Origin of the sequence: Pseudonocardia sp. N23 (assembly GCF_002583555.1) — a bacterium.
Classification (GTDB): domain Bacteria; phylum Actinomycetota; class Actinomycetes; order Mycobacteriales; family Pseudonocardiaceae; genus Pseudonocardia.
Genome location: NZ_BEGX01000001.1, coordinates 63,257 through 79,663, shown reverse-complemented (window position 1 = coordinate 79,663; position 16,407 = coordinate 63,257). Strand labels below are relative to the sequence as shown.

16 protein-coding genes, 1 tRNA gene and 1 other RNA gene are annotated in these 16,407 nt (G+C 72.4%); 2 read left to right on the top strand and 16 right to left on the bottom strand.

The annotated features are described in order from the left end of the window. Positions 1-629: 629 nt before the first annotated feature. Positions 630-702: transfer RNA gene (locus TOK_RS00370), tRNA-Ala, on the bottom strand. 74 nt (positions 703-776) lie between these two features. Between TOK_RS00370 and TOK_RS00365 the strand changes: the two genes are divergently transcribed. Next, entirely contained in the window at positions 777-2,759 is a 1,983-nt protein-coding gene (locus TOK_RS00365; protein ID WP_098955720.1) for a S9 family peptidase, read from the top strand. Positions 2,760-2,779: 20 nt separating this feature from the next. On the opposite strand, the gene TOK_RS00360 is transcribed toward TOK_RS00365, so the two are convergent. The 3 genes from TOK_RS00360 to TOK_RS35190 are packed head-to-tail and all read right to left on the bottom strand — an operon-like array spanning position 2,780 to position 4,491. Beyond that, on the bottom strand, positions 2,780-3,535 hold the full coding sequence (locus TOK_RS00360; RefSeq protein ID WP_098955719.1) for a thioredoxin domain-containing protein: 756 nt from the start codon (positions 3,533-3,535) through the stop codon (positions 2,780-2,782). 1 nt (position 3,536) lies between these two features. Then, positions 3,537-4,028, bottom strand: a complete 492-nt coding sequence (locus tag TOK_RS00355; RefSeq protein WP_172457322.1) for a MauE/DoxX family redox-associated membrane protein — start codon at positions 4,026-4,028, stop codon at positions 3,537-3,539. Positions 4,029-4,062: 34 nt separating this feature from the next. Continuing rightward, positions 4,063-4,491: a cryptochrome/photolyase family protein gene (locus TOK_RS35190; protein WP_374754838.1), complete on the bottom strand. Its 429-nt coding sequence runs from the start codon at positions 4,489-4,491 to the stop codon at positions 4,063-4,065. Between the two features lie 333 nt (positions 4,492-4,824). Here TOK_RS35190 and TOK_RS00350 point away from each other — a divergent pair, with 333 nt between their 5' ends. After that, entirely contained in the window at positions 4,825-5,547 is a 723-nt protein-coding gene (locus tag TOK_RS00350; protein WP_098955718.1) for a VIT1/CCC1 transporter family protein, read from the top strand. 94 nt (positions 5,548-5,641) lie between these two features. On the opposite strand, the gene TOK_RS00345 is transcribed toward TOK_RS00350, so the two are convergent. From TOK_RS00345 to TOK_RS00290, 12 genes are all read right to left on the bottom strand, one after another. Then, positions 5,642-6,982 (bottom strand): MFS transporter, encoded by a 1,341-nt coding sequence (locus tag TOK_RS00345; protein WP_098955804.1) that lies wholly within the window; start codon positions 6,980-6,982, stop codon positions 5,642-5,644. A 132-nt stretch (positions 6,983-7,114) separates the two neighbouring features. Continuing rightward, positions 7,115-7,486, bottom strand: a transfer-messenger RNA (tmRNA) gene (gene ssrA, locus TOK_RS00340). A gap of 96 nt (positions 7,487-7,582) precedes the next feature. Next, a complete protein-coding gene (locus TOK_RS00335; RefSeq protein ID WP_253258094.1) occupies positions 7,583-8,635 on the bottom strand; it encodes an ABC transporter substrate-binding protein in 1,053 nt (350 codons plus the stop codon). Beyond that, on the bottom strand, positions 8,632-9,405 hold the full coding sequence (locus TOK_RS00330; protein ID WP_098955717.1) for an ABC transporter ATP-binding protein: 774 nt from the start codon (positions 9,403-9,405) through the stop codon (positions 8,632-8,634). The genes TOK_RS00335 and TOK_RS00330 overlap by 4 nt, the downstream gene beginning before the upstream one ends. Next, positions 9,402-10,424: an iron ABC transporter permease gene (locus TOK_RS00325; RefSeq protein WP_098955716.1), complete on the bottom strand. Its 1,023-nt coding sequence runs from the start codon at positions 10,422-10,424 to the stop codon at positions 9,402-9,404. The genes TOK_RS00330 and TOK_RS00325 overlap by 4 nt, the downstream gene beginning before the upstream one ends. 43 nt (positions 10,425-10,467) lie before the next feature. Further along, positions 10,468-11,376, bottom strand: coding sequence for an amidohydrolase family protein (locus TOK_RS00320; protein ID WP_098955715.1), 909 nt, complete (start codon positions 11,374-11,376; stop codon positions 10,468-10,470). Next, on the bottom strand, positions 11,373-11,858 hold the full coding sequence (smpB, locus tag TOK_RS00315) for an SsrA-binding protein SmpB (protein WP_098955714.1): 486 nt from the start codon (positions 11,856-11,858) through the stop codon (positions 11,373-11,375). Before smpB ends, TOK_RS00320 begins: the two co-directional genes overlap by 4 nt. A 43-nt stretch (positions 11,859-11,901) precedes the next feature. Beyond that, complete coding sequence (gene ftsX, locus TOK_RS00310) at positions 11,902-12,804, bottom strand: permease-like cell division protein FtsX (protein ID WP_098955713.1); 903 nt, start codon at positions 12,802-12,804, stop codon at positions 11,902-11,904. 34 nt (positions 12,805-12,838) lie between these two features. Continuing rightward, positions 12,839-13,534: a cell division ATP-binding protein FtsE gene (ftsE, locus tag TOK_RS00305; RefSeq protein ID WP_098955712.1), complete on the bottom strand. Its 696-nt coding sequence runs from the start codon at positions 13,532-13,534 to the stop codon at positions 12,839-12,841. A 133-nt stretch (positions 13,535-13,667) separates the two neighbouring features. Next, the gene (prfB, locus tag TOK_RS00300; RefSeq protein ID WP_098955711.1) at positions 13,668-14,777 is read right to left on the bottom strand and encodes a peptide chain release factor 2; all 1,110 of its coding nucleotides are present in this window, start codon (positions 14,775-14,777) and stop codon (positions 13,668-13,670) included. Positions 14,778-14,801: 24 nt separating this feature from the next. Beyond that, positions 14,802-15,311 (bottom strand): PadR family transcriptional regulator, encoded by a 510-nt coding sequence (locus TOK_RS00295; protein WP_098955710.1) that lies wholly within the window; start codon positions 15,309-15,311, stop codon positions 14,802-14,804. A gap of 80 nt (positions 15,312-15,391) precedes the next feature. Continuing rightward, on the bottom strand, positions 15,392-16,405 hold the full coding sequence (locus TOK_RS00290; protein WP_098955709.1) for an acyl-CoA dehydrogenase family protein: 1,014 nt from the start codon (positions 16,403-16,405) through the stop codon (positions 15,392-15,394). Positions 16,406-16,407: the final 2 nt, after the last annotated feature.

Here is a 16,407-nt window from a genome sequence, read left to right as displayed (position 1 = left end):
CGACCGTTCGACGGCAGGTCCGCCGTCGCCGGCAAGACTTGACTCATCAGGCGCGGAGAGGGACTATCTCCGCCTCGAACAGCGGCTACGCGAACGCCACAGGGACGGCGGCAGATCGGGACAGTTGGGAGGGTGACCGTCAGAGAAGCCTCCAATCATCTGAATCGCTAACGTCAGACTCTGAAGGAGCGGGGCCCAGCCCGAGTGGCTGGGCCCCGCACTGTATCCGGGGAAACTGCTCGCCGACGCGCCTACGAGCTGATGGACCTCGCTGGCGTGCGCCGGGTCAGGCTCACGGCACAGCTGCCTGACGTTCCTGTCGACCACCGCGTGCCCGACGTCATTGTGTGCGCGTGGGCCGGCTGCGCTGATCCGTGCTTCACGAAGCGGACCCACGCCCATCCCTCCGCCGGCGACCGCGATGCAGCTCGCGACGCCTCGCGGAGCTCCCGGGATGAGCAAGCCGAGCGGAGTGACCACGTGAGCTGATCCACCGCCGCCGCTGCCGGCCACGACAGCTGAACGGCGTGTGGAGAATGTGAGGCGGTCCGCCCCGAACATGAAACAGGGCCCCGACTCAGACAACTGAATCAAGGCCCTGACCTTGGGGTTTCCACCCTCATCGTGGGTGGAGCTGAGGGGATTCGAACCCCTGACCCCTTGACTGCCAGTCAAGTGCGCTACCAGCTGCGCCACAGCCCCTTGCGATGTGGAAACCGTACATGGCCTCGAATACGCCTCTGCAACCGGGTCACCCCTCGCCTACCGTTCCCCAGGTGCAGCCCGCCGACATCACCAGGATCGCGCACGTCACCGACCCCCGGGTGTCGCCCGACGGCAGGCTCGTCGCCTTCGTCGTCACGCACGTCGATCTCGACGCCAACGTCTACCGCAGCGCGGTGTGGGTCGCGGCGTCCGACGGGTCCTCCCCGCCGCGGCCGTTCTCGTCGGGTGAGCACGGTGACGGGCAGCCGGCGTGGTCGCCGGACGGGCGGTGGCTGGCGTTCACGAGCAGGCGTGGCGACGACAAACGCTCGACCCTGCACGTGGCCCCGGTGCACAGCGGCGGTGAGGTGCGGACGTTGTGCACCCGGTCCGAGGCGGTCGAGGAGCCGGCGTGGTCGCCGGACGGGTCACGCATCGCGTTCGCGTCGCGGGAGCCGACGTCGCGCCACGACGAGCCGGACGAGCGGGCGCGCCCGCCGCGGCGGATCGAGCGGCTGTTCACCCGGCTCGACGGCGAGGGCTGGACGGTGGACCGGCCGCGCAGCGTGTTCGTCGTCGCGGTGGACGGGTCCGGGCCGCCACGGCTGGTGGCGGGCGGGCCGTTCGAGCACGGCGGGCCCGCGTGGTCGCCCGACGGCGCGACGATCGCGGTGACCACTGCCCGGTACGACGACTGGGACCTCTCCCCGATCCTGACCGACGTCGTCCTCGTCGACCCGGACGGTGTCGAGGAGCCGCGCGCGTTGACCCGGCGGACGTTCGCGCACCAGCTTCCGTCGTGGTCTCCGGACGGGACGCGGATCGCGGCGCTGGCCGACGACAGCCGGGTGGTGCACTCGCACAGCCAGGTCGTGGTGATCGACGTGGCAACGGGCGAGGAGACGGTCCTGACCGCGGGGCTGGACCGCCAGTGCGTGCCGATGCCCGGGGCGCGGGCGCCGCTCTGGGACGAGGACGGGCTGTTGTTCTCGTGCGAGGACCACGGCAGCGTGCACGTGCGCCGGGTGCCGGTGGCGGGTGGGCCGAGCGCGCCGGTCGTCGACGGGCCGCGCTGGGTCACGGGCTACGACGCGGCGGGCGGCACGCTGGCGTTCACGGCGACGACGGCGACGTCGTTGCCCGATCTGTTCGTGCTCGACCCCGACGGCACGCAGCGGCGCCTGACGGCGGCCGGGGACACCTTCCACGCCGCGGTGCCGCCGCGGGCGCCGCAACGGTTCACGGTGGCCTCGCCGGCGGGCGACGGCGAGGTCGACGCGTGGCTCCTGCGGCCCGCGGAGCCGGCGGGCGAGCGGGCGCCGGTGCTGCTGTCGATCCACGGCGGCCCGATGACGCAGTACGGGGAGACGTGGTTCGACGAGTTCCAGATGTGGACGGGCGCGGGGTACGCGGTCGTGTACTGCAACCCGCACGGGTCGACCGGGGGCACGCAGGCGTGGGCGCGCGCGATCCGAGCTCCGGAGGCGGAGATCGACCCGGGCACGGGCTGGGGCGGGATCGATGCCGACGACGTCCTCGCGGTGCTGGACGCAGCGCTGGCCGCGAACCCGGACCTCGACCCGGACCGGGTGGGGGTGCTGGGCGGCTCGTACGGCGGCTACCTGACGAGCTGGCTGATCGGGCACACCGACAGGTTCGTCGCGGCCTGCAGCGAGCGCGCGGTGAACAACCTGGAGTCGCTGGAGTGGGCGTCGGATGTGGCGGGGTTCTTCCGCTTCGAGATCGGCGTGGACCACGTGCGGCGCCCCGACGTCTACCGCCGGATGTCGCCGATCACCTATGTGCAGGACATGCGGACGCCGGTGCTGATCCTGCACTCCGAGGACGACCTGCGATGCCCGATCGACCAGGCCGACCAGCTGTTCGTGGCGCTGCGGATGCTGGGCCGGCCGGTGGAGTACCACCGCTTCGAGAAGGAGAGCCACGGGCTGAGCCGCACCGGCTCGCCGCGGCACCGGGTCCAGCGCGCGGAGATCATCCTCGACTGGTTCGCCCGGCACCTGGGCGGTCGCGCTCCGGATCCCCTCACCTGAGCGAGTCGCCGCTCACAGGGCTACTTGCCGGCGATGGCGTTCTCGAGCCACTTGCTGTCGTTGAGGTCGATCTTGGCGTCGTTGACGAGGATCGTCGGGGTGCCGAACCGGCCGTTGGTCTGAAGCGCGGTGTTGCCGATGGCGGCCTTGGTGGCCTCGGTGATGGCGGCGGCGTTGCTGTTTCCGGTGACGCACGTCGACCAGTCGGCGTTCTTGGCCCCGAGGTCGACACCCTTCTGGACGAGCTGCGCCGCAGTGAGCCCGGCACTCTTCTCCGCGGGCTGGTCGGCGTAGAGCGCCTTGTGGTACGCGGGCCAGATGCCGGCGGGCACCGCGCAGAGGGCGGCGTTGGCGGCGAGCGTCGAGTAGCCGGCCGGGGTGGTGAGGGGGTCGAGGATCGCGGTCGAGTGGTAGTTGACCTTGATCTTGCCGTCGTTGAGGGCGGTGGTGACGTCGTCGCTGTAGCGGGACTCGAACCGCTCGCAGACGGGACAGAGGTAGTCCTCGTACACGTCGACGGTCACGGGGGCGTCGGCCTTGCCCGCGGTGACGACGGTGCCGCTGGCGGCCACTGCGTAGTTCGGCGTCGTCGACTGCCGGTTGTGGATCACGAAGTAGCCGATGACGCCGGCGACGACGACCACCGCGGCGACGACGATCAGCGCGATCCGGGTGCCGCCGGACGGTCCGCTCTGCTTCGGGGTGATCCCGGCCGCGGCGAGCCGGTGGTTGGCCGCCTGCTTCCGGTTCTTCTCGCTGCGCGAGGCTCCGCCCACGTCAGTTCCTCTCCCCCGACCGAACCGGCCGGCTCTCCAGGCGCCCGTCGAGCGCGAACAGGGTGTGTGGGCGGACGATCAGCCATCCGGCGAGCAGCAGGAACCCGACGTCGCGCAGGACCTCCGTACCGTAGGCCGTCGCGTCGGGCGCGACCTGCCCGCCGCCGCCGAAGCAGCCGCAGTCGATCGACAGTCCGCGTGCCCAGGCCTGCACGACGCCCGCGATGAAGACGACGAGCACGACCGCCGCGAGCGCCGCGGCCGCGCGCGTGCCGAGCCCGATCAGCAGCAGGACCCCGAGGGCCAGCTCCAGGAAGGGCAGCACGGTGGCGACGACCGAGACGACGCCGGTGGGCAGCACGTCGTAGGCGCGGACGGCGATGTAGGTCTGGTCGGGGTCGACGGCCTTGATGGTGCCGGACACGAGCCACACCGCGGCGAGGCCCAGCCGCGCGAGGGTCCCGATGACGTCGAGAATGCGCCCTCGCTCCACCCGATCAGAGTATCGGCGGTTCCTGAGAGACCGTTCAGGGGACCGGGTCCCGATCGGGTCGGAACGTCTCGCGCGCGCCTTCCTGTTCGAGCACGGCGTCGACGTCGTCGGCGCATGGAGGCGACGGCGCGGGCGGTGCGGTGACGGAGCCGGCATCGAGGTCGGCGAGTGCGCCATCGCCCAGTCGTCGCCGAGCATGGCGTCCTCGTAGGGGCCGAACGCGGTGAGTGCCTTCCGGGCCCCGGCGTGGTGACGGCGAACAGCCGTGGGCCGTCGTTGCCGACCGTAGGACACCCGGCGGTGTCGAGGTCGGCACGGACCTTGCTCGTCGATGTCGTCCCCGGTGGGCGTCCACGACCCCGGACGTCGAGCGTGCGGGCGCCATTCGGTGACCATTCGGTGGCGGCTCGCGGTTGTCGTGGTCGTGGTTCCAGCGCCCGCCCACAGCCTGGTCGCCGTCCATGAGGACGTCGGAGCGCGTGCGTCGCGACCGGTGGAAGTCCTCCCAGCCGGAACGTCTCGCGGTCACCCGCCCAGTCGGCGAAGTCCGTGCGGGACAGGGCGAAGACGGACGCCGGGAGGATGTCGGCGACGAGGCAGGTGCAGCTTCTGCCGGCGGTAGCGGTGCCGGCCCAGCGCGCGACGACTCGACGAGGACCACCTCGCGGTCGCGGTGCTCGGCCGTCGGGTGCACGTGCCGGCCGAGCTGGTCGGCGACGAAGGTGTGCCTCGCACGACCTGAGGACAGGCTCACTCGGGTCCAACATGGACGGACGATCCGGGGTACCGTACGGCCATGTCCGTGCCTGCCGACGAGGCCGCCGCACACGACCGCGACCACCACCACGCCGACGTGTCCGGGGGCTGGCTGCGCGCCGCGGTGTTCGGCGCGATGGACGGGCTCGTCACCAACATCGCGCTGGTCGCGGGCGTCGGCGGCGGCGGGGTCGACCGCGAGGGCATCATCCTCACCGGCATGGCCGGGCTCGTCGCGGGCGCGTTCTCGATGGCGCTCGGTGAGTTCGCGTCGGTCAGCGCGCAGAACGACGCGGTGCAGGCCGAGGTCGCCATCGAACGCGAGGAGCTGCAGCGCCATCCGAACGCCGAGCGCGCGGAGCTCGTCACCCGCTACCGCGAGATGGGCCTGTCGGAGGCGACCGCCGAGGCCGTCGCGACGGAGCTGCACGCCGACCCCGAGCTCGAGCTGAAGCTGCACGTCACCCAGGAGGTCGGAATCGACCCCGACGAGTCGCCGTCGCCGTGGGTGGCGGCCGGGTCGTCGTTCCTGTGCTTCGCCGTCGGCGGGGTGATCCCGCTGCTGTCGTTCCTGTTCGGGTCGTCGTCGCTGAGGCTGGGACTGGCGGTCGGCGCGGTGGGACTGTTCGTGGCGGGCGCGCTGACCTCGCGGTTCACCGCCCGCTCCTGGTGGGGCGCCGGGCTGCGGCAGCTCATGTTCGGGGCGATCGCGGCGGGCGCGACCTACCTCGTCGGCTCCCTGATCGGTGTCGCGACGAGCTGAGCCACCCTCCGGCCGCCGGCCCGGGGCCGCGCGCACCCCTCACGGTCGCGATCCGGACCGCCGACGACCGTGAGGTTGCGCCGGGCGGGTCGAGCTACCTGTTCTTCCGGGGTGTGGACGGGGCGGCGGGCACGACGACCGGGGCGAGCTCGGGCGACGTCGCCAGCGACGTCGGGCCGGCCTCGGCGGCCACGCAGTCCGGGATCGAGTCGTCGGCGGCGACCCCGCCTCCCGCCGGGAGGGTCTCGGGTGCCCGCACCCAGAACAGCAGCGCGAGCGCCGAGATCACCCCGGTGACGCCGAAGGCCCAGCCGAAGCCAGCGTGCTCGGCCACGAAGCCTGCGACCAGCGGGCCGGCGATGGCGCCGAGGTCGCCCGCCATCTGGAACCCGGCCAGAACGGTGCCGCCACGCGCCTTCGCGCCGATGACGTCGGCGACCGCGGCGGTCATCGCCGGGTTGACCAGCCCGCTGCCGACGCCGCAGATCAGCGACAGCGCCAGGAACACCGGCAGCGACTCGACGAGGCCCAGCACCCCCGTCGCAACGGCCGCGACGGCGAGCCCGGCGATCACCGGCGGCTTGCGGCCCGAGCGGTCCGACCAGCGGCCCGAGATCATCAGCGTGGCGGCGTTGCCGACGGCGAACACCCCCAGCGCGTAGCCGGACCAGGCGTCGGCCTCGCGCAGCACCATGACGACGAACAGCGGCACCATCGCGACGCGGACGCCGAAGACGACCCAGCCGTTGGCGAAGCTCGCCGCCAGCGCGGCACGGTAGGTGGGGTGCTCGAACGCGGTGCGGAACGTCGCGGGGGACGCGGCGGTGGGGTCCGCCGACACGGGAAGGCCGGTGCGCCCGCGCAGCATGACGCCGGTGAGCACGAGCGCGACGACGACCGCACCCGCGTAGGCGAGGAACGGCACCCGGAGACCGAACCCGATGAGCAGCCCGCCGAGCAGCGGACCGGCGACGTTGCCGAGCAGGAAGCCGGTGGCCCAGCTCCCCGAGGCCCGGCCGCGCGCCTCGGGCGGGGCGAGCCGCACGAGCAGCGAGACCGCCGAGACGGTGAACATCGTCGAGCCGATGCCGCCGAACGCGCGGAAGAACAGCAGCTGCCAGTAGGTGGTCGCGAAGGCGCACAGGGCGCTCGACGTGGCCGAGATCCCGAGGCCCACGACGTAGACGCGCAGCTCGCCGAACCGGCTGACGAGCCGTCCGCTGACGGGCGCGAACCCGAGCCGGAACACGGCGAACAGGCTGATGACCAGCGACGCCGCGGTGACGCCGACGTCGAAGCTCCGCGCGAACGTCGGCAGCGCGGGCGCGACCACCCCGAACCCGACCGCGATCACGAAGGCGGCGCCCACCAGGACCCAGATCTCCCGGGGCAGCGCCACCGCCGCCGAGCCCTTGTTGCCGGACCTGCCCCGCATGCGCACCTGATCCCTCTCGTCCACTTCGTGAGCAAGGCTAATCGACGCCCGACCCGCGTGACACCGAGGTGTGTCCGGAAACGACACCGGGGCCGCCCCGCTCGGTGAGCGGTGCGGCCCCGGTGTTCAGGGGTGTGGAGGTGCCGGGAATCGAACCCGGGTCCTCCGTTGCTTCTCGAGGGCTTCTCCGTGCGCAGTCCGCTATGCCTCTACTCGGACCCTCCGGTCACGCGAACAAGCCGGAGTGACGATCCCAGTCGCTGTTTGGTGTCCCGTGCGAGCCCGCGACCGGCTCGCACGGTGATCCCTCTGAATGATGCCGGGATCCGGGGCGAGGGAGCCCCCGGTCCGACAGCGACGCTCCTCGCTCAGGCGGCGAGGGCGTACGCGCGCTGACTCTTGTCGGCGCTTGATTTTTTGCGACGGGTGGTTTGCGAGATCATCGTCGCCTTCCTCGGCACGCTTCACCTCGATCTACAGCCGAAGTCGAAACCGTTCACCCCCTGGCTGCCCGCCCCGTTCCGGGCGGACACAACATCCTAACGCGCCGGCGCCGTCGGATCATCCCGGTTTCGCCGGACGGCCCGACGGCGCGTCGCGTCAGCGCAGCACGTCGTCGAACTCCGGGGTGATGGTCGAGGCAGGGACGAGCTGCCAGCCCTCCAGTGCCTTGCGGATCTGCTCGGCCGCGTCGATGTTGAGCGGGCCCGACGTCCACAGCGCGTAGGGCAGGTTCAGGAACCGGCCCTGCTGGACGGCGGGCAGGTCACGGACGCCGTCGCGGTTGCGCAGGGTCGCGATCTTCTGCTGGATCGTCTCCGGCGGGTAGTCGACGAACACGAACGCCGCGGGGTTGCTCGCCGCGACCCGCTCCCAGGAGACCTCGGTCCAGGTGTCCTCGACGTCGGTGAGCGCGTTGCGGGCGCCGGCGGCGGTGATGATGCCCTCGGGCGCGCCGAAGCGGCCGCTGGAGAAGACGGCGTCGGTACCGCTGTCGAAGAGGAAGACCGTCGGCGGGGTGGCGGCCTGCGGCGCGGAGCGCAGGGCGGCGAGCCGGGCCCCGATGTCGGCGTTCACGGTGGCGGCCTGCTCGGTCCGGCCGGTGATGGCGCCGAGGTTGGCGAGGTCGTCGCGCAGCGCCGTCCACGGGTCGACGATGCCGCGCGCCTTCTGTCCCTGCTCCTGCCGGCAGCTCTCGGTGAGCACGTAGGGCGCGATCCCCTTCTCGCGCAGCCCGGCGGGGGTGACGTTCTTCGCCTCGCTGTAGCCGTAGTTCCAGCCGGCGACCATGACGTCGGGGCTCTGGGCGAGCACGGTCTCCAGCGACGGGTACTCCGGCGCGACCTGCTTGAGCCCGTCGACGGGACCGGTGCCGTAGTGGCGGCGCAGGGTGTCGGCGTCGCGCTGCATGCTCGACACCGCGGTGACGCTGCCCTGGGCGCCCAGGGCCAGCATCATCGAGATCAGGTTGCCGTCGTTGACGAACACCTTGTTCGCGGGTACTGGGAACTGCGCCGGGGTGCCGCAGTTGGTGACGGTGACGGTCGTCGACGACGGCGCGGCGGGTGCCGGCGTCGAACATCCTGCGAGGAGCGCAGCCGCGGCGAGCGCGGCCGGAAGCAGGTGGCGGGGGCGGGGGCGGGGGCGGATCACGGAACCTCCGGGTGTCGGTCGAACAGCAGGTGGGTCTCGCCCGTCACGGGGTGGCGCACAGGGGTGGCGGCCACGCCGAACACGGCACCCAGCACGTCGGGGTCGGGTGCGGCACTGCGCGCGCTTCCGTCGTGGACGAGGACGAGCCGGTCGCAGAAGCGGACGGCCAGATCGAGGTCGTGCAGGGCCATCACGACGGTGCGGCCCAGCCCGCGCACCAGTTCGAGGAGGTCGAGCCGGTGCCGGACGTCGAGGTGGTTGGTGGGTTCGTCGAGGATCAGCAGTTCGGTGTCCTGGACGAGCCCGCGCGCGAGCAGGGCGCGGCGACGTTCGCCGCCGGAGAGCTGGTCGAGCGGGCGGTCGGCCGCGCCGGCCATGTCGACGGCGGCGAGCGCGGCCGCGACGGCGCGGTGCCCGGTCCTGCCCCCGCCCGCCCAGGGCGGACGCCGCGGCAGCAGGCCCAGTGCCACCAGCTCGCCGACCCGCAGTTCGGCGGGCAGGTCCTCCTCCTGGGCGACGAGGGCGATGCGCCGGGCCCGCGCGCGGCGCGACAGCGAGCCGAGCGGGACGCCGTCGAGCTCGACCACCCCGGCCGCGGCGGGCCGGATGCCGGCGAGGACCCGCAGCAACGTCGACTTCCCGGAGCCGTTGGGGCCCACGACGCCGACGGTCTCGCCCTCGGCGACGTGGATGTCGACGTCGCGCAGCACGGTGTGCTGCCCGATCGCGCAGGTCACGCCGGTGACCCGCAACAGGGGCGCGTCCGTCACGACGCCGCGCCGAAGCTGTAACGGCGCCTGCCCATCAGCACGAGGAACACGGGCGCCCCGACGATCCCGGTGACGACCGACAGAGGCACCTCGGTCGGTCGCACGGCGATCCGGGCGACGACGTCGACCGCGAGCAGGAACAGTCCCCCGGACAGGGCCGCTGCGGGCAGCACGAGCCGGTGCCGGGCGCCGACGAGCAGGCGTGCGACGTGCGGCAGCACCAGCCCCACGAACGCGACCGCCCCGGCGACCGCGACGAGGACCCCGACCAGCAGGGCGAGCAGGGTGAACAGACCGGCCCGGACGGCGGGGACCGACACCCCCAGTGCGGCCGCCGTGTCCGGCCCGACCGCCATGGCGTCGAGCCATCCGCTCGCCGCCCAGAGCAGCACGAACGACGCGGCGACGACGGCCGCCGGCAGCCACAGCCGGTCCCACTCCCCGCCCGCGAGGCTCCCCAGCAGCCAGAACAGCACCGACTGGGCGGCGGCGGGGTCGCCGCTGCGGAAGACGAGGTAGCTCGCGATCGCCGAGAGCGCCGACCCGAGGACGGTCCCGCTGAGGATCAGCCGCAGTGGCGTCAGCCCGCCCTGGGACAGGGTCACGACGGCGACGAGCACCCCGGCGGCCAGCGCCCCGATGAACGCCCCGACCGACAGCGACCACACTCCGAACGCGGCCAGCGCACCGGTGGTGATGACCGCGGTCGCACCCACGCTCGCACCCGAGGTGACCCCGAGCAGGTAGGGGTCGGCGAGCGGGTTGCGGACCAGCGTCTGCACCGCGACGCCCGCGATCGCGAGACCGGCGCCGACGACGATCGCGAGCAGCGACCGCGGCAGCCGCAGGTCGAGCACGATGGTGCGGGTGGCGAGGTCACCGCCGCCGCGGAGCGCGTCGACGACGCGACCGACGGGGAGGGCCTCGGCGCCGAAGGCCATCGCGACGGGGAGCGCCACGGCGAGGAGCACCAGCAGGAAGGCGCACACGACGACCGGGCGCCACGGTTGCCCGGACATCTGTACATCTCATCAGACGGGCTCCGGTTTCCGGAAGACGGACCTATCGGACGCCGAGCAGCCGGGCCGGCGCGTCGTGCAGCACCGACCGCAGGAAGCCCGCACCGAGCCGGTCGTCCGCGGCCGCCCAGCCGGCGATCGCGGCGATCTGCTCGTGGTAGGCGTACGGGATGTTCGGGAAGTCCGTGCCCAGCACCACCCGGTCGGCCACCCCGGCCAGCCGCGCGGCCCAGTCGGCGGGCAGCGGCGCGATGGCCTCGGCGAACCCGGTACCGACGACCGTCGTGTCGATCATGACGCCCGGGTGGCGGTCGACGAGCGCGAGCGCATCGGCGAAGTCCGGCATCCCCGCGTGGGCGAGCACGACCCGCAGCCGCGGATGTGCGGCGAGGACCTCGCCGAACACGTCGAGACCCGTGTGCGCGCCGGGGACCGGACCGTGCCCGCAGTGCACCATCGCCGGAATCCCGGCCTCCGCGAGCAGCCCCCATGCGGGCGCGAGCAGCGGGTCGCGCGGGTCGTACGCGCCGACCTGCACGTGCGCCTTCACCAGCCGCGCACCCGCGTCGACGGCCTTGCCGAGGTACTCGGCGACGTCGGGTTCGGGGTACATCGTCGCCGTCGGGACGGCGCCGGGCGTGCGGGCGGCGAAGTCGAGCACCCAGTCGGTCAGCCAGGCGGCCATGTCCGGCTTGTGCGGGTACACCAGCGGCGCGAACCGCAGCACACCGATGCCGCGCAGGATCGCGAGCCGCTCGTCCTCGGGCACCTGGTAGTGGATCGGCCACGGCCGCCCGTAGTACTCCTCGCCCTTGGCGAAATGCGCCCACACCTTGGCCATGACCCGGTCGGGCATGAAGTGCGTGTGCGTGTCGACGAGCCCGGGCAGGCCGAGATCGGCCACGAACCGGGCGACGCCCTCGTCGTCGGCAGGGGGCTGTGGCACGGTCACCGCAGCTCCCGGGCGCGCCCCTTCGCCGCGCGGCCGAACGCCCGCTGCACCTCGCGGTCGGCGTCACGCTTGGCCAGGTCCTGCCGCTTGTCGTAGGACTTCTTGCCCTTGGCCAGCGCGACCTCGCACTTGACCTTGCCCTCGCTGAAGTACAGGGCCAGGGGCACGAGCGTCAGACCGCCCTCGCGCGTCTTGCCGATGAGCCCCTCGATCTCGCGACGGTGCAGCAGCAGCTTGCGGGTGCGGCGCGGCTCGTGATTCGTCCAGCTGCCGTGCGTGTACTCGGGGATGTGCAGGCCTCGCAGCCACACCTCGCCGTCGTCGATCGTGGCGAAGGCGTCGGACAGCGAGGCACGACCCAGCCGCAGGCTCTTCACCTCGGTGCCCATCAGCGCGACACCCGCCTCGTAGGTGTCGAGGATGGCGTAGTCGTGTCGCGCCTTGCGGTTCTGCGCGATCACCTTGCGGCCTTTCTCCTTCACCTGTCCAGAGTACGCGGACGGGGAAGTGATTTCAGACCGCGCATCAGACCTTCACGTACAGCCGGAGCGTCACGTAGCCCGTGACGCCCGCGATCGCCGCGCCGATCGGCACCAGCCAGATCGACGTCTCCAGCACGTCGTAGATCGTGACCGGCGGGATGACACCGTTCTGCGCGATCCCGGCCAGCAGGTCGTCGATGAACGCGAACTTGGCGACGACGAGACCCACCCCCGCGAGCACCGCGCCGGCGACACCGGTGATAACGGCCTCGATGAGGAACGGCAGCTGCGTGTACCACCGCGTCGCCCCGACCAGGCGCATGACGCCGACCTCGACGCGGCGCGTGTACGCCGACACCTGCACGGTGTTGGAGATCAGCAGCAGCGCCGCGATCGCCTGCACCAGCGCCAGCGCGAACGTCACGTTCCGTACACCGCCGAGGAAGTCGAACAGCTTGCCGACGACGTCGCGCTGGTCGATCACCGTCCGCACGCCGACCTGGCCGACCATGGCCTGCCGGACGGCCTCGGCGCCGTTGTCCTGGTCGGCGAGCTTGACCCGAAGGGTGGCGGGCAGCGACTGCGGGCGGGCGACGTCGGCGATCGACTGGCCCGCGAACAGCTCCTGGAAGCGCTGGTAGGCCTCCTGCTGACTCTCGTAGGTGACCGACTCGACGAGCGGCGAGTTCTGCAGCGTCTCGCGGATCCCCGAGCAGATGGGCCGGCTGCAGTCGGTGTCGGCCGACGACACGTCCTGTGTGAGCGCGACCTGCACCTCGAGCCGGTCGGCGTAGATCGCCTCCGTCGAGTCGATCGTGCGCACCGCCAGCAACCCGGTGCCGACGAGGGCGAGCGAGATCGCCGTCGTCAGGACCATGGCGATGGTCATCGTGACGTTGCGGCGCAGGCCGGTGGTGACCTCCCGGCGGACGAAGTCTGACCTCATGCCGCCTCCGCGGGAAGGAGTACGTCGACAGTCCTCACTGTGAGCGACCCACCCCGTACACGCCGTGCGACTCGTCCCGCACGACCTGCCCGAGGTCGAGCTCGACGACGCGGCGGCGCATCGAGTCGACGATCGAGTGGTCGTGGGTGGCCATGACGACCGTCGTCCCCGTGCGGTTGATCCGCTCCAGCAGCAGCATGATGTCCTGGCTGGTGTCGGGGTCGAGGTTGCCGGTGGGCTCGTCGGCCAGCAGCACGAGCGGGCGGTTCACGAAGGCCCTGGCGATCGCGACGCGCTGCTGCTCGCCGCCGGAGAGCTCGTGCGGCATGCGGTCGGCCTTGCCCTCCAGCCCGACGAGCTCGAGCACCTCGGGGACGACCCGCGCGATCGTGGCCTGCGGCTTGCCGATCACCTCGAGGGCGAACGCGACGTTGCCGCCGACGGTCTTGTTGGGCAGCAGCCGGAAGTCCTGGAAGACGACCCCGATCCGCTGCCGCAGCCGCGGCACCCGCCTGCGCGGGAGCTTCGCGACGTCGAGGTCGGCGACGGTGATGGTGCCGCGGGTGGGCACGTCCTCGCGCAGCAGCAGCCTCAGGAACGTCGACTTCCCGGAGCCCGAGGGCCCGATGAGGAAGACGAACTCGCCCTTCTCGACCGACACCGAGACCCGGTCGAGCGCGGGTCGCGTCGACGTCTTGTACATCTTGGTGACGCGTTCCAGGCGGATCACGGCTGGGACGGTACCGGTCGCGACGCCCGCAACCGGTGTTCGACCCGCCCCCTCGGCGCGGCGTGCCGACCGCTCGCGGATCGCTCCCGGGCCGTCACGGACGGTGAGGACCGGTGCCGGCGATCGGCCGGTGTCAGTTCTCGTCGGTCTGCTGCTGGCGGCGCCAGCGGATGCCGGCCTCGATGAAGCCGTCGAGGTCGCCGTCGAGCACCGCACCCGGGGTGCCGACCTCGTAGTCGGTCCGCAGGTCCTTGACCATCTGGTACGGGTGCAGGACGTAGGAGCGCATCTGGTTGCCCCACGACGAGCCGGTGTCCTTCAGCGAGTCCATGAGGGCCCGCTCCTCCTGGCGCTTGCGCTCCAGCAGCTTGGCCTGCAGGACGACCATCGCGGTGGCCTTGTTCTGGATCTGGCTGCGCTCGTTCTGGCACGACACGACGATCCCGGTGGGGATGTGGGTCAGCCGGACCGCGGAGTCGGTCGTGTTGACGCCCTGGCCACCCGGCCCGGACGAGCGGTAGACGTCGACGCGCAGTTCCTTCTCGTCGATGTCGATGTGGTCGGTGGACTCGACGACCGGGGTGACCTCGACGCCCGCGAACGACGTCTGGCGGCGGCCCTGGTTGTCGAACGGCGAGATGCGTACCAGCCGGTGCGTGCCCTGCTCCACCGACAGCGTCCCGTACGCGTAGGGGGCGTGGACCTGGAAGGTCGCGGACTTGATGCCCGCCTCCTCCGCGTAGGAGGTGTCGTAGACGTCGACGCCGTAGCCGTGGCGCTCGGCCCAGCGCAGGTACATGCGCATGAGCATCTCGGCGAAGTCGGCCGCGTCTACCCCGCCCGCCTCGGAGCGGATCGTCACGAGTGCCTCGCGCTCGTCGTACTCGCCCGCGAGCAGGGTCCGGACCTCGAGGGACTCGATGTCGCCGCGCAGCGACGCACGCTCGCTGTCGGCGTCGGCGATGGCCGACTCGTCGCTCTCGTCCTCGGCGAGCTCGTAGAGCACCGGGAGGTCCTCGAGGCGCCGGCGCAGGTCCTCGACGCGGCGCAGGTCGCCGCCCGCGTGGGCGAGGCGGCTGGTGACCTTCTGCGCGGCCTCGGTGTCGTTCCACAGGTCGGGCTGGCCCGCCTGCTCCTCGAGGTCGGCGATCTCGACGCGCAGCGCGGGCAGGTCGACGACCGCCTCGATGTTGTCGAGGATGCCGGACAGGTCCTTGAGGTCGGCTGCGACGTCGGGGTTCACAACCGACCAGCCTACGCAACGCCGCTACTCGACCGGGATGGCGTCCAGGAGCTTCACCATGGCGCGGGTGTGGGCGACGGCGAAGTCGGCGACGGCCTTGTCGTACGGGTCCGTCTCCGAACGTGCGGCCGAGCGGGCACCGTCGAGGCGCACCGCGTAGGCGACCCGGGCGGTGCGCACCAGGTCGGCGCGCTGCCGGACGGTGAGCGAACGCGAGTGCAGCAGCCGCAGCACCAGCGGGCTGCGCAGCGAGTCCGCGCCGCCGCCCGCCATGAGCCACGTCTTGAAGGCGCGGCGGCCGGGCTGCGTGATCACGTACTGCTGCGAGGCACGGGGTCCCTGCTTGCCGAGCTTGAGCAGCCCGGCGTCGGTGAGGGCGGGCAGCTCGCGGTAGACCTGGCTGCGCGTCACGGAGAAGAAGGCGCCGAAGCGGTCGGCCGCCGCGGCGACGAGCTGACCGCCGGTCATCGGGCCGCTGTGGAGCAGTCCGAGCAGCGCGGCGGCGGTCGCGTTCACGGCAGGGGACCCGGGCATGGCCCTTACGGTGCCACGACCGGGCGGGGTCCGCATCCACAGCGGACGGACACCGCCCGGTCGACCCGGGACAGCGGCCGTCAGCCGATCGTCAGCGTGGCGATCCGCTCACGCTGTGCGTCCGCGTCTCCGTACTGCCCGGCGAGCCGCTTGGCCCGCTTGTAGAACAGGTGCGCCTCGTGCTCCCAGGTGTACCCGATACCGCCGTGGTACTGGATCATCGCCGCGGTCGCGGCCGCTGCGGCGTCGGATGCCTTGGCCTTCGCGACGGCCACGGCGAGGTCTGCGTCCTCGGCCCCGGTGCCGGCCGCGTGCGCGGCGTACAGGACCGCGTGCTCGGCCATCGTGACGCCGACGTGCAGATCGGCCAGGGCGTGCTTGATCGCCTGGAACGACCCGACGGGCACGCCGAACTGCTCGCGCTCGCGGTCGTAGGCGACGGTCCGGGTGATCGCCTCGCGGGCCACACCGGCCAGATCGGACGCGACGAGGACGGTCGCGCGGGCGGTGAGATCGGCGATCGCCGCGGCGTCGGCACCGGGGAGGGGCTCCCCCGCACCGTCGACGGTGACGGTCGCGAGCCGCGTCGTCCCGTCGTAGGAGCCGGCGGCCTGCGCGGTGAACCCGCCCCGCTCGACGAGGGCCAGGCCGTCACCGGAGCGGACCACGACGACGTCGGCGATCCCGGCGTACTCGACGGCCGCCCCCGGCGCCCGCAGGGAGAGGGCCCCCACGGCCTCGCCGGCCGCGAGCCGTGGCAGCCACGCCGCCTGCTGCTCCGCGGAGCCCGCGAGGCGGATCGCCTCGGCGGCGAGCACGGTGCCGCGCCACGGCCCGGGTGCGACGCCCGCGCCGAGCGCACGAGCGATGACCTGCGCCTCGACGAGCCCCAGGCCGAGACCGTCGTGCTCCTCGGGGACGGTGACGGCGAGCCAGCCCTGCTCCCCCGCCGCCTTCCACAAGGCCACCGGATGGCCGTCGCCCGCCGTGTCCTCGACGACGCCGCGCACGGCGTCGAGGTCGAAGCGCTCGGCGAGGTAGGTCGTGACCGCGGTGCCGAACTCGCGCTGGTCGTCGGTGAGTGCGAAGAACACGG

Bases quoted from the DNA above. Each gene is read 5' to 3' on its own strand.
- TOK_RS00325 (WP_098955716.1), bottom strand. From the start codon at position 10,424: ATGTCCGGGCAACCGTGGCGCCCGGTCGTCGTGTGCGCCTTCCTGCTG.
- TOK_RS00350 (WP_098955718.1), top strand. From the start codon at position 4,825: ATGTCCGTGCCTGCCGACGAGGCCGCCGCACACGACCGCGACCACCAC.
- TOK_RS00345 (WP_098955804.1), bottom strand. From the start codon at position 6,982: ATGCGGGGCAGGTCCGGCAACAAGGGCTCGGCGGCGGTGGCGCTGCCC.
- TOK_RS00295 (WP_098955710.1), bottom strand. From the start codon at position 15,311: ATGCCCGGGTCCCCTGCCGTGAACGCGACCGCCGCCGCGCTGCTCGGA.
- ftsX (WP_098955713.1), bottom strand. From the start codon at position 12,804: ATGAGGTCAGACTTCGTCCGCCGGGAGGTCACCACCGGCCTGCGCCGC.
- TOK_RS35190 (WP_374754838.1), bottom strand. From the start codon at position 4,491: ATGGACGGCGACCAGGCTGTGGGCGGGCGCTGGAACCACGACCACGAC.